Source organism: Streptomyces finlayi, from assembly GCF_014216315.1.
Classification (GTDB): Bacteria; Actinomycetota; Actinomycetes; order Streptomycetales; family Streptomycetaceae; genus Streptomyces; species Streptomyces finlayi_A.
Map to the genome: position 1 here is coordinate 2,296,325 of NZ_CP045702.1, position 13,005 is coordinate 2,309,329.

9 protein-coding genes are annotated in these 13,005 nt (G+C 71.7%); 4 read left to right on the plus strand and 5 right to left on the minus strand.

Annotated elements, in window-relative coordinates; translation table 11 throughout:
- Positions 1–101: 101 nt before the first annotated feature.
- Both F0344_RS10335 and F0344_RS10340 read left to right on the plus strand, forming a co-directional pair.
- A complete protein-coding gene (locus tag F0344_RS10335) occupies positions 102–2,783 on the plus strand; it encodes an outer membrane protein assembly factor BamB family protein (protein ID WP_185298501.1) in 2,682 nt (893 codons plus the stop codon).
- A 120-nt stretch (positions 2,784–2,903) separates the two neighbouring features.
- The gene (locus F0344_RS10340; protein ID WP_258049832.1) at positions 2,904–4,154 is read left to right on the plus strand and encodes a C40 family peptidase; all 1,251 of its coding nucleotides are present in this window, start codon (positions 2,904–2,906) and stop codon (positions 4,152–4,154) included.
- Positions 4,155–4,221: 67 nt separating this feature from the next.
- On the opposite strand, the gene F0344_RS10345 is transcribed toward F0344_RS10340, so the two are convergent.
- Genes F0344_RS10345 through F0344_RS10365 form a run of 5 tightly spaced genes read right to left on the minus strand, consistent with a single transcriptional unit; the run spans position 4,222 to position 10,046 of the window.
- On the minus strand, positions 4,222–5,466 hold the full coding sequence (locus tag F0344_RS10345; protein ID WP_185298503.1) for a styrene monooxygenase/indole monooxygenase family protein: 1,245 nt from the start codon (positions 5,464–5,466) through the stop codon (positions 4,222–4,224).
- A gap of 36 nt (positions 5,467–5,502) precedes the next feature.
- Positions 5,503–6,153 (minus strand): GTP-binding protein, encoded by a 651-nt coding sequence (locus F0344_RS10350; protein ID WP_185298504.1) that lies wholly within the window; start codon positions 6,151–6,153, stop codon positions 5,503–5,505.
- Entirely contained in the window at positions 6,134–6,547 is a 414-nt protein-coding gene (locus F0344_RS10355) for a DUF742 domain-containing protein (protein ID WP_185298505.1), read from the minus strand. The genes F0344_RS10350 and F0344_RS10355 overlap by 20 nt, the downstream gene beginning before the upstream one ends.
- Positions 6,544–7,023 (minus strand): roadblock/LC7 domain-containing protein, encoded by a 480-nt coding sequence (locus F0344_RS10360; RefSeq protein WP_185298506.1) that lies wholly within the window; start codon positions 7,021–7,023, stop codon positions 6,544–6,546. The genes F0344_RS10355 and F0344_RS10360 overlap by 4 nt, the downstream gene beginning before the upstream one ends.
- On the minus strand, positions 7,020–10,046 hold the full coding sequence (locus tag F0344_RS10365; protein ID WP_185302608.1) for a sensor histidine kinase: 3,027 nt from the start codon (positions 10,044–10,046) through the stop codon (positions 7,020–7,022). Before F0344_RS10365 ends, F0344_RS10360 begins: the two co-directional genes overlap by 4 nt.
- Before the next feature lie 365 nt (positions 10,047–10,411).
- Here F0344_RS10365 and F0344_RS10370 point away from each other — a divergent pair, with 365 nt between their 5' ends.
- A complete protein-coding gene (locus F0344_RS10370) occupies positions 10,412–11,197 on the plus strand; it encodes a protein phosphatase 2C domain-containing protein (RefSeq protein WP_185298507.1) in 786 nt (261 codons plus the stop codon).
- 225 nt (positions 11,198–11,422) lie between these two features.
- Positions 11,423–13,003: an IS1182 family transposase gene (locus F0344_RS10375; RefSeq protein WP_185298508.1), complete on the plus strand. Its 1,581-nt coding sequence runs from the start codon at positions 11,423–11,425 to the stop codon at positions 13,001–13,003.
- The last annotated feature ends 2 nt before the right edge of the window (positions 13,004–13,005 follow it).

Below are 13,005 nucleotides of genomic sequence, written 5' to 3' on the forward strand. Positions count from 1 at the left end.
CACCCGTCGGCACGGAGCGGGTGTCCGGGCCGGGCAACCGGGGCCGGACCCTCTAAGATCGACGCTCTGGTGCCGAGGCACGGTAACAAGGGGGGTGCGCCATGGAGGCGCTGCGTCAGGACGATCCACGTCACTTCGGCCCGTACACCGTGCTGGCGCGCTTCCGTGAGACGGCGAGCGCCGTGCAGTACGTGGTCAGGGACACCGGCACCGGCGAACTCGCCGTCGTCAGCGCGGCACGGCCCGCGCTCGCCGCCGTCCCCGCGTTCCGGCGCCGCTTCCAGGCGGAGGCCCGCACGGCGGAGCGGCTGGCCGGCGGATGGGTGCAGGCTCCGCTCGCCGCCCCGGACGGGGGCGAACTGTGGACGGCGTGGCCGTACGTGCCGGCACTGACGCTCGCTCAGGCCATCGACCTCACCGGACCGCTCCCCGAGCGTGCCGTGCGGATACTGGGCGCCGGCATCGCCGAGACACTGTCCCGGGTGCACGCCACCGGGGCCGTCCTCCAAGGGCTGGCCCCGGGGACGGTGCTGCTGGCCGAGGACGGCCCCCGGCTCACGGCGTTCGGGCCGCTGGGCGCGGCGGCGGCCGCCGAGGCGCGGCCGGGCGGGCAGCTCTCCGTACGGCTCGGCTATCTGACCCCGGAGCAGGTGGGGGGCGAGGAGGCGGGCCCGGCGTCCGACCTGTTCGTCCTGGGGCTGCTGCTCGCGTACGCGGCGACCGGATCGACCCCGCTCGCGGACGGCCCTGCCGACGAGGCCGCCGAGCGGATCGCGCACGGCAACCCCGAACTGGACTGCGTCCCGGACGCGTTGCGTGAGCTGATCGCCCGCTGCCTGGCGAAGGACCCGTCCGAGCGGCCGTCGGCGGGCTCGGTGGCCGCCGATCTCGCACTGGAGGGCGCGGCGGCACTGGCCGGGGGCGACTGGCTGCCGGAGCCGCTGTCGGCGGCGGTGGCCGAGCAGGAGAGCTGGGCGCGCGGGCTGAAGCCGCCGGCCGACGAGCCGCCTGCGGGCGAGACGCACGACGCGGTGGTGCAGGACGCGGTGGTTGAGGACGCGGTGGTTGAGAACCCCGTGGCGCAGAACGCCGTGGTGGTTCCGGTCGCCTCGCCCGTCCCTCCGGAGCAGTCCGGTGACGGGGGCGGGGATGCTGTCGAGGACAGCAGGACCACCCGGTTCAAGGCCATCGGAAGCCGGCCGCCGCACACCGACCGGCCGACCACGCAACTGGCGATCCCCCGCGAGCAGATGGCGCTCCCGTCCGCCCCCGCTCCGTACCCCTACGCCCAGTCCCCCGCTCCTCAGGCCGCGGCTTCACAGTCCGCGGCTCCCCAGGCCACCGCACCCTTCCACCCTGCCCCGCAGGCGCCTCTCCCGCTGCCCTCGCAGGCCCCCGCACCGGCCCCGGCCGCCCCTCCCGGTCCGTCCCGTCCGTCCGGGCTCTCCGGCGTCGCGCACGACCGCCGGGCCCTGCTCACCGTGTTCGCCGCCGGGGCCGCCGGACTCTTCGTGGGCGCGGGCGCCGTGCTCGCCCTCGGTTCCGACGACTCCGCGCCTCCGGCCGACGACAAGCCGGCGCCGAAGCCCCGCCGCCCCGTCCCGGGACTGCCGCCGGAGCCGCGGTGGATGTACACCCACCCGGCGTCCGAGCCCGCACCCCTGACCTCGGCGGTCTGGCAGGACAAGCTGCTGGTGCTGAACGGCGAGAACGGGGCGACCGGCATCAGCCTGCGTACCGGGCGCAAGGTCTGGCAGCAGACGGACGCCACCGGTACCCAGGAGGTGCTGGCGGCGGGCAAGGACCTCTGCTTCCTGGCCGGCCCGGCCGAGTTCCTCTGGCTCTCCCCCGAGGACGGCAAGATCGTCCACCGTGTGGCGTACGCGACCGCGTTCACCGGCGCACCTGGCCTCAAGGCAGCCCCGCTCGCCGGTCACTCCGGGAACGTCGTCTGGTTCACCGGCTCCCACACGGTCACCGTGAAGGCCAAGAAGCCGAAGAAGGGCAAGAAGCCCGGCAAGGACACCCAGGCCGTCCGCGCCCACCTCTTCGCGTACGACATCGTGCGGCGCAAGGAACTCTGGCGTGCGGCCGTGCCCGCAGGACGCTCCCCCGGCACGCCGGAGTACCAGCTCACCGCGGTCCGGGCCGACGACGTCGTCGTACGCCAGGCAGCCGCGACGCTCACCCCCGCCGACGTCAAGGCGGCGAAGGGCAAGGGCTCGTTCCGGTGCTTCGACCGGAAGACCGGAAAGCCGCTGTGGACCCGGCAGTTCGGCACGGTCACGCCGGACGGGGGCGCTTCGGGAGACGAGGAGGGGCAGCTGTACGCGGCGGTCGGCGACGACCTCCAGGCGTTCGACTCGGCCACGGGCAAGCCGCTGTGGACGGTGAACGGCACCGAGGGGTCCGTCTTCGGCGCCCCCGTCCCGGCCGGGGAGCTGCTCCACGTCACCAACCGGAACCAGCAGGTCGGCGTCGTCGAGCGGGAGACCGGACGGCTGCGCTGGCGGCGCTCGACCGAGGTGCCCCTCGGCGGCAGCGCGCCCTCCCTCGCCCTCAGCGGCAGCGGGAGGACGCTGCTCGCGGCGGACGTCACCCAGGTCACCGCGTTCGCGGCCACCGACGGGCGGAGGCTGTGGAAGTTCCAGGACATCGGAGTCCAGGACCCGGAGAAGGACCCGAAGGGGGCGACGTCCCTCGCCCCGTACCGGGTCCGTACGTCGGGCGGGACCGCCGTCGTGCAGCGGGGCAGGGCGTTCTACGCCTTCCCGGTGACCTGACCGCCGCCACGCCGTGCGGTGCTTGCATCACCTGACACCATGTGACCGGATGGAGAGGATCCGGTCATTTGTGGGGTAAACCCACGGATGGGCCCCCGCTCCGTCGTCGGAGGTGATGTCGTGCCCGGCAGAGTCCTGCGCGCGCTCTGCACAGCGGTGATCGCGGCGGTCGTCTCGGCCGCCCCCGCCACCGCCGAACCCGTAGGCCCGAGCCCTGGCCCGCCGGTGAACGAATCGGCGAACAAATCGGCGAACGAGGAAGACACGGCGGTCGGTGCGCAAGGGACGACGGTCGACGCGGACGACGCGTTCGCCGACGACGATGCCGACGCCGGTCCTGAGAGCGTAGCCGGGCTGCTGAAGCAGCTCCGGACGCTCTACCAGCAGGCCGAGGAGGCCGGCGAGACGTACAACGGCACCGCGGTGGAACTGAAGAAGCGGACCGCCGAGGCCAAGAGGCTGGCAGCCGGCCTCGCCCGGGCCCGGCTCGCGCTCGACCGGGGCCGGGGGGAGGCGGGGCGACTGGCCCGCGAGCAGTACCAGGGCCGGTCCGACTTCTCGGCGTACATGCGCCTGCTCCTGGCCCGTGACCCCGCGAGCGCCCTGGACCAGAGCCACATCATCCAGCGCATGGCGGCGGGCCGGGCCGCGACGATGGAGCGGCTCGCCGGGGCCGAGGAGCGCGCCGATCAGCTGGCGACCGCGTCCCGCAAGGCGCTCGACAAGCAGCAGACGCTCGCCGCACGGCAGAAGAAGCAGCGCGACGCGGTGCGTGCCCGGCTGAAGGACATCGAGGCCATGCTGGCCTCGCTCACCACCGAACAGCTCGCCGCCGTCTCCCTGCTGGAGAAGAAGGGCACGGACGCGGCCCAGCGCGAACTGGTCGCCTCAGGGGCCCTCAGCTCGACCAGGCCGCCGTCCCGGCAGGGCGGTGACGCCGTGCGGTACGCGGTGCGGCAGCTCGGCAAACCGTATGTGTGGGGCGCCGAGGGACCGGCGTCGTTCGACTGCTCCGGGCTGACCTCGCAGGCCTGGTCGACGGCCGGGCGGCCGATTCCGCGGACCTCGCAGGAACAGTGGCGGCAGCTGCCCAAGGTGCCGATCCGTTCACTGCGCCCCGGCGACCTGGTGGTCTACTTCCCGAAGGCGACCCATGTGGCGCTCTACATCGGCAACGGCATGGTGGTGCAGGCACCGCGGCCGGGGACCACGGTGAAGGTCTCACCGGTCGCGTCGAACCCACTGCTGGGCGCGGTACGCCCGGACCCGGGTGCCGAGCCGCTGAGCACGTACACGCCTCCGGAACTCCCGGACAACTCCACGGAGGGCGCCGACACGGGGTACGGGGCGGACACCGCCCCGGTCGAATGACCCGCGCACGAGCCACCGGGCTGTCACGTCGACCTGAACGACGTGACAGCCCGGTCCCCGTTCCGGGTCAGCCGGCCACGGAACCCGTGACCTCGGCCAGGTAGGCGTTCGTACGGTCCGGCTCGAAGAAGAAGTTGTCGAAGTCCGCCGGGTCGTTGAAGCCGTTGGCGATGCGGTCGGCGACCGGCTGGAGCTGGCCGCCGGCACCGATCAGGTTCAGCACGTGCTCCGGCGGGACGCCGAGCATCGCGTTGGTCCACCTCACGACGTGCTGCGCGGTGTCCCAGTAGCGGTCGAACGTGGACTGCATCCAGTCCGCGTCGAACTCCCGGTCGCCGTGCTCGATGATCGACTCAAGGTAGGCGTGCGCGCACTTGGAAGCCGAGTTGGAACCCTGGCCGGTGATCGGGTCGTTGGCCACGACCACGTCCGCGACGCCGAGGACCAGGCCGCCGCCGGGGAGCCGGCCGACCGGCTTGCGCACGGTGGGGGCGTAACGGCCCGCGAGCGTGCCGTTCGCGTCGGTCAGCTCGACCTTGGTGGCGCGGGCGTACTCCCACGGCGTGAACTTCTCCATCAGCTCCAGCGTCTTGGCGAGGTGCTCGGAGGGGTCCTTGATGCCCTGGAAGGCGTCGAGCGGTCCGCCCGGGACGCCTTCCCAGAACAGGATGTCCGCGCGGCCGGAGATGGTCAGGGTCGGCATGACGAACAGCTCGCCGACCCCCGGGACCAGGTTGCAGCGGACCGCGTCGTAGTCGGGGTGCTCGGGGCGCGGGCCCATGCCGTGCACGTAGGCCACGGCCAGTGCGCGCTGCGGGGCGTCGAACGGTGAACGCGAGGCGTCCCGGCCGAACATGGAGACCAGCTCGCCCTTGCCGGCCGAGACCATCACGAGGTCGTAGGTGCGGGAGAAGTAGTCCAGGTCGGAGACGGCAGCGCCGTGGATGACGAGCTGACCGCCGCGCTGGGCGAAGGTCTCCATCCAGCCGGCCATCTTGACGCGCTGGTCGACGGACTGCGCGAAGCCGTCCAGCCTGCCGACCCAGTCGACGGCGCGCGAGGAGTCGGGCGCGGCGACGGACACCCCGAGGCCCTCGATGCGGGGGGCCTGCGTCTCCCAGAAGTTCAGCTGGAGGTCGCGCTCGTGCTGGAGCGCGGTGTGGAACATGCACTGCGTCGACATGACCCGGCCGGTCCGGATCTCGTCGGCCGTGCGGTTGGACATCAGGGTGACTTCGTAGCCGCTCGACTGCAGTCCGAGGGCGAGCTGGAGCCCGGACTGACCGGCTCCGACTATGAGTATCTTCCGCATCGCGGTTCTCCGTTACGTGGTTCGTACGCGTGTCAGCTATGCCGGGGTGGCCTCAAGAGCGTGACCCACCAGGGTCAGCAGCGACTCGATGACAGTGATCCTGTTACGCGCGTCCATGATCACAACAGGCACGTGCGGGGGTACGGTCAGGGCCTCCCTGACGTCCACGGCCTCGTAACCGGGTGTCCCCTGGAAGTGGTTGACCGCGACGATGTAGGGAAGACCGCAGCTCTCGAAGTAGTCGAGCGCGGGGAAGCAGTCGGCGAGGCGCCGGGTGTCGGCGAGCACGACCGCACCGATGGCGCCGCGCACCAGGTCGTCCCACATGAACCAGAAGCGCTGCTGACCAGGTGTGCCGAACACGTACAGGACGAGGTCGTCGTCGAGCGTGACGCGGCCGAAGTCCATCGCCACGGTCGTGGTGACCTTGTCCGGTGTGGCGGTGAGGTCGTCGGTCTCCTCACTGGCCTGCGTCATCAGCGCCTCGGTCTTCAGCGGGGTGATCTCGGAGACCGAGCCCACGAAGGTCGTCTTGCCGACGCCGAAGCCGCCCGCGACCACGATCTTCGTCGCGATGGGCGCACGGGTGTGGTCCAGCTGCCAGGGCTGGAGGGATTCCTCGGTCTGGTCCGCCGGTCCAGGCTGACGGGGGGCGAAGAGCGTCGGCTCAGAGACGGCGGAGTCCATTGAGCACCCTTTCGAGCAGTGCGCGGTCGGGCTGGCCGGTGCCGTGACCGGTTCCGTACACGCGGATCTTTCCCTGGTCGGCCAAATCGCTGAGCAGCACCCGGACCACGCCGAGCGGCATCTTCAGCAGGGCTGAGATCTCCGCGACCGTACGCATGCGACGGCAGAGTTCGACGATGGCCCGGAGCTCCGGCATGACGCGCGAGGCGAGGTTGCCGTTGGTGAGTTCGCGGCGCTCGTCGGGGGCTTCGAGTGCGGCGACGAACGTCTCGACGAGGAGGACGTGACCGAAACGGGTGCGTCCGCCCGTGAGGGAGTACGGGCGGACCCGGGCGGGGCGCTTGTCGGCGCCGCGTACGGGGAGCCTTCGGGCGGGTTCAGCAGCGGAGGTCACTGGGCGCTCTCCATCGATTTGCGCAGTTCACTGCGGAGTTCGGGGGTGAGTACGTGTCCGGCGCGGCCGACGAAGAGCGCCATGTGGTAGGCGACGACACTCATGTCGCAGTCGGGGGTGGCGTGCACGCCGAGCAGCGAGCCGTCGCTGATGGACATGACGAAGACGCTGCCTTCGTCCATCGCGACCATCGTCTGCTTGACGCCGCCGCCGTCCATCAGCTTGGCGGCTCCCGCGGTGAGAGAGCCGATGCCGGAGACGATGGTGGCCAGGTCGGCGCTGGAGCCCCGGGGGCCGCTCCTTCTGTCGGCCGCGGGGACGTTCAGGTGGCCGGGGTCGGAGGAGAGCAGCATGAGTCCGTCGGACGAGACGACGGTGACCGAGTGGACCCCTGGCACCTCCTCCACGAGATTGCTCAGCAACCAGTGAAGATTCCGGGCCTCGGTGCTCAGCCCGAACGTGCTGGGCGCAGTCAACTGCGTGCCTCCTCGACTGTGTCCCCCGTCTCATCGGATCGACCGTCGCTACGGTCGGTCAGCTCAGTGTGGTCGGTGTGCGCGGCGACAGCGATGCCGCCGCCCAGCGTGTCCTCGGCGATCTCCGCCTCGACGTCGCGGCGGCCGTCCTTGGCACCCTGGTGGAAGCCTCCGAGCCTGCGGCGCAGGGCGTCCTTGTCCAGGCTTTCCTTCCGCTCGACGGCGGGAGCCCCCGCGGGCTTGACGACCCTGGGGGTGCGCTTGGGCAGCCCCTTCTCCGTGACGACGCCTTCGTCCTCGCTGTGCTCCTCGCCCTGCGGCTGCCGGGGGCCGGGGACGGTCTGGGCAGCGGGTGCAGGGGCTGGTGCGGGGGCAGGAGCTGGCGACTCCGGCGGTGCGGGTGCCGTCGGCGTGAACGGGTCCGCGGCGGCGGCCGGCAGGGGCTCGGCGTGAGGTTGCGGTGTCGGCGCGGCGTCGTTGTCGGCGGCGCGCTCGTGCCGGTCAGGGCCGATGGCGTACGGGTCGGGGGCATCCGGCGACAGCGGGAGCCTGACCTGCATCGTGGTCTCGGCCTCGGGCTCTGCGCGGGCCGGACGGGGCTGGGGCGTCGCCGGTTCGGAGGGGGTGACACCGGCTTCCCGGATGGTCTGCTCGGCCGCCGCGATCAGCGGGTCGGACGCCACGGATGCCTCGGGGTGCTCGGGCGCCTCGGTGCTCCCGGCTGTTTCCACCGTCTCGGCCTGCGGTTCCGTCGGCGCCTCGGCCGTGTCGGCTACCGGTGCCGCATCAGCCGTCCCCGTCTGCGGGTCGCCGGGCAGCTCGCCCGGCCGGGACGGCAGGGCGTTGGAGTTGGCCTCGGCGACCGAGCCCGGCAGGTTCAGCGTGGGCGCGTCCCCGGCCTTGTGCACCGGCGGCGGTGAGGCCGCGGGCGGCGCCTTCGGCAGCAGGGCCTGCGGCAGGACGACGACCGCCGCCACCCCGTTGCCCTTCTGCTCGCGCAGCTGCACCCGTACGCCGTGGCGCGCGGCCAGCAGCGAGGTCACCTGGAGGCCGAGCCCGGCCCCGTCGGCGCTCTGCTCGCCCGCCTCGAACGAGGCCGGGTCGGCCAGCCGGGCGTTGAGTTCGCCCATCCGGACGGCCGACATGCCGATGCCCTCGTCCTGCACGGAGAGCATCACCTCGCCGGTCTCCAGCAGCCAGCCGGAGAGCTCGACATGGGAGTCGGGGGGCGAGAAGGAGGTCGCGTTCTCCAGGAGTTCGGCGAGCAGGTGGCTGAGGTCGTCGGCGGCGAACCCGGCGATCTGGGCGTGCGGCGGCAGGGACTGGATCGTCACGCGCTCGTACCGCTCGATCTCGCTGACGGCCGCCCGCAGGACGTCTACCAGCGGGATCGGCCCCGCGTGGCCGTGGCCGTGCTCGGCGCCAGCGAGGACCAGCATGTTCTCGCTGTGGCGGCGCATGACGGTGGCCATGTGGTCGAGCTTGAAGAGCGTGCCGAGACGCTCCGGGTCCTGCTCGCGCTCCTCCAGGTTCTCGATGACACCGAGCTGGCGCTCGACGAGACCGAGGGTGCGCAGCGAGAGGTTGACGAAGGTGTGGTGGACCGTGTTCTTGAGCCGCTCCAGCTGGGCGGCGAGATCGGCCGCGTGGACCTGGAGTTCGGCTCGCTGGACGGTGAGTGCCTCGCGGCCCGCGATCAGTTCGCCGCGCTCGCTCCGGAGGGTCTCCAGCTCCGTACCGAACGTGTCGTGCAGCTCGTACAGCTTGCCGTGCAGCGCGTTGATGGACCGGACCACCTGGGCGAACTCGTCGTTGCGGCCGGTGTAGCGGATCGCTTCGGCGGTCTCGGGCTCGCCCGCGAGCCGGGCGGCACCGATCCGCAGGACGGCGAGCGGCTGGGTGAGGGTGCGGGCGACGGCGGTGGAGACGCCCACGACGATCAGGAAGCAGCCGCCGAGCAGCGCGAGCCGCAGTTCGAGTGCGGTGACGTCGTCGTCGCGGAGCTTCTCGAGGCGCTGGACCTGGGCGGTGCCGAGGGCCGACTCGACACCGCGCATCCGGTCGATGCGGGCGGAGAGGGCGGCCGCGACCTTCTTGCGGTCGGCCTTCCGGTCGGTGTCGGACAGCTCGGGGCGATCGGTCAGCCTGGAGAGGTACTTCTCCGCGCTGTTGACCTCGGGGCCCGTGACCGTGGAGGAGAGCTTGTCGCGGGCGACCGGGTTCGCCGCCTGGTCGAATTCGGCGAGCGAGGCGAGTTCACGGACCCGCGCCTGCTGGGCGGCGGCGCTCAGTTCGTCCCGGTCGCGGGCGTCCTCGGTGGAGCTCTCGCCCTGGACCTCCACCGGCAGCCCGGTGAACGGGTCGGTCTGGCTGACGGTTTCGCCACGCGGTACGGCGAGCGCGGCGAGGAGCAGCCCCCGGGTGGCCGATGCCTGCTCGACGGCGCCGCCGAGTGCGAGCGGCGCGCGGGTGGAGCCGGCGGCGCGCGGCGGTGTCCTGCCCGCCAGTTCCTCGGCGAGGCCGTGGAGCTTGGAGATGACCTCGGAGTACGCCCGGTGGGCCTCCATGGCCGAGCCCTTGCCGGAGAGGGCGTCGCGGCGCAGCGAGGGGATGGTGGAGAGGTCCCTGCGCAGGCCCGCGGGGGCCTCGGCACGGATCTCGTCCACCTGCTGGTCGACGCGGGCGGCCGAGGTATCCCCCGGGCCTTCGGTCGCCGACTCCTCTCGGCCCGCCGCGATGTACGCGGTGACCTCGTCGCGTTCGTCGGCGAGGGAGTGCGCGAGCGTGATGGCCTGCTGGTTGAGTTCGGAGAGGGTGACCAGCCGCTGGGACTCGTTGAGATCGGCCGAGGCTCCCAGCGCCGCGGGCGCGCCCGCGGCGATGACGGTGATGCCGACGACCGCGACACCCGCGACCAGCCGACTGCGTACCCGTACGGTCCGTTTGGCGGCGCCCGGCACCGGAGGGGTCGCCCCGGAACCGTCGCGCGTGCTGCCCTTGCTCCGAGGCCGCTTCTTCTGCACCGGTGCTCGCAATCTTGACTCGTCCACCCATGAAGCAGAGGTGACGTACGGTCACGTGGAAATGCGCCCCCACCCCTGGTACGGCTTCTGACCATTCCAGTGCTTTTGAGAGGGGCGCACGCATCAACCGCTCCGCCACTCGAACGAGTGAACATCACTCCGGAGTTGGCGAACAAGTCTCCCCACCGGCGCCGCCGGTCATGCACGGGCCACTGGGTGGAAGTTCCGCCCCGGCTTTGGCAGGATGCCCGCCCGCACCCTCCACGGAGCATTTCACTCCGTTCGTAACGGCCCGGCTGACCTGCTGGTACGGGCCAACGGCCAGCCCGTGCAGGGCTCGTGAAGGCGTCGTGCAGACTGGCCGCATGCGCATGGAACTCGCCACCGAATCCGGCAGTCCGGAACGCCCCAATGAGGACTGGGTGTCCGCCGCACTTCCCGCGTGCGGCCAGGGTGGGGCACTCGTCCTGCTCGACGGCGTGACGCCACCGGAGGGTGGCGACGGTTGTGTGCACTCGGTCCCCTGGTTCACCGCCCGGCTCGGTGGCGCACTGGCCGAACTGTCCTCTTCGCGCCGAGATCTGACGCTGACGGAGGCCCTCGCCGAGTCCATCCGGCGCACCGCCGACACACACCGCTCCCCGTGTGACCTTTCTCACGTTCGGACGCCGCAGGCGACCGTGGTGCTCGCACGCTGGGACGAACAGGAGATCGAATACCTGGTCCTCTCCGACTCGGTGCTCCTCCTGGAGTCGCCGGACGGGGCGGTGCGCGCGGTCCTCGACGACCGGCTCGACCGGCTGCCGCCCGGCACCCTCGCCTCGGAGGCCGTCGCCGACGCCCGGGCCCGGAACAAGGAGGGCGGCTTCTTCACCGCCGCCGCCGACCACCGGGTGGCGTCCCGCGCGGTGACCGGCCGGCTGCCGCGCGCGGAGGTCCGCTCCCTGGCCGCGCTGACGGACGGGGCGAGCCGCTGGACGGAGAAGTTCCGGGTAGGCGACTGGACGGCCACCCTGGAACTCCTGCGCAAGGCGGGGCCCCAGGGGCTCATCGACCGGGTGCGGGAGCTGGAGCGGGCGGACACGGACCGTCGATTCCTGCGCCGGAGCAAGACCCATGACGACGCGACGGCGGTCCTCGTCGAGTTCTAGGTCCTGTCTGGAGTTCCAGCGCGGGAGAAGGAGCGGCGTCCGGTGCCGTCGAATCCAAGGCGGAGGAGGGAGCGATGGCGGAGCCCTCGCGACTGACGACAACGCCGGAGGCGGCGGTGCCGGACGCCGCGACGCCGCGGGGGAACTCCAGACAGGACCTAGAAGATTGCTGAAAATATTGGGTTCTGGCCCCGCTCCGGGTGGAGTGGGGCCAGTCTTGTGTTCATGCAGGGGGAATGGGCTGGGGAGAGCGTCGGCGAGGACGTGTGGGAGACGTGCCGGGAGTTGATCCCGGCCGGGAGTGTGTTCGCGTTTCTGGCTGAGCATCGCGAGGTCATCTTCCCCGGTGCCATGTTCACGGACATGTATCCCTCGACGAACGGGCGTCCCTCGTTGCCGCCGCAGGTGCTGGCCGCCACGGTGGTGCTCCAGAGCCTGCACGGGCTCTCGGATTTCGAGACGGTGCAGGAGTTGCGCTGCGATCTGCGCTGGAAGGCCGCGTGCGGACTCGGGCTGCATGACACTGCGTTTGATCCGTCATTGTTGACGTATTTCCGTCGTCGACTGCAGCGCTCCGGTGACCCGAACCGGCTGTTCGCGAAGGTCAGGGAGGTCGTCGCGGCCACCGGTGTGCTCAAGGGGAAGCAGCGCCGGGCGCTGGACTCGACGGTGTTGGACGACGCGGTCGCCACCCAGGACACGGTCACTCAGCTGGTCGCCGCGGTCCGCCGGGTGGTCCGCGAGGTCCCGGGCGCCCAGCAGGTCGCCGACCGGTGGTGCACCGCCCACGACTACACCGATCCGGGCAAACCGAAGATCGTCTGGAACGACGAGCAGGCCCGCGCCGATCTGGTCGATGCCCTGGTCACCGACGCACTGAACCTGCTGGGCCGGCTGCCCGAGCAGGAGCTGGGAGAGGCTGCGGCGCACGCGGTCGGCCTTCTCGCGCTGGTCGCCGGGCAGGACGTGGAACCCGTCGACGGCTCCGACGGGCGGGACGGGCGGTGGCGCATCGCCCGTCGCACGGTCTACGACCGCACCGTTTCCACGGTCGATTCCGAGGCCCGGCACATCCACAAGAACCGCTCCCGCCACCAGGAGGGTTTCCGTGCCCATGTGGCGTTCGAGCCCGAGGAAGGGCTGTTCACCGAGGTCGCGCTGACCGCCGGCAGCGGAGCCCACAACCACGAGGCAGCCGTCGCCCGGGATCTCCTCGCCGACGAGGAATCCCCGGTCACAGTCCTGGGCGATGCCGCTTACGGCACCGGCGAGTTACGCGAGCACCTGCAAGAGCAGGGACACCACCTGGTCCTCAAGCCACCACCGCTGCGGCCGGCCGTCCCCGGCGGTTTCACCGCCGACGACTTCGACGTCGACACCACGAACGGGCAGGTCACCTGCCCGGCCGGACACACCGTTCCCCTTGGCCAGGTCCGCCGGGGCGGCGAACGCCAGGCCCAGTTCAAGAAACTGTGCACCGGCTGTCCGCTGCGGGAACACTGCACGAAGTCCAAGACCGGCCGGGTCTTCACCGTCCACGCCAAGTACGACCTGCTCAAGGCCGCCCGTGACGAGGCTGCCACCAGCCCCGGCTGGCAAGCCGAGTACCGGCGTTGGCGGCCACCGGTCGAACGGGCCATCGCCTGGCTCGTCGCACGGGGCAACCGCAGAGTGCCCTACCGCGGCGTCCTGAAGAACGACACCTGGCTCCACCACCGCGCAGCAGCCCTCAACCTCCGCCGACTGATCCACCTCGGACTCACCCGAACCGGCGACACCTGGGCCCTCACCCCGCCCACCGCATAGCG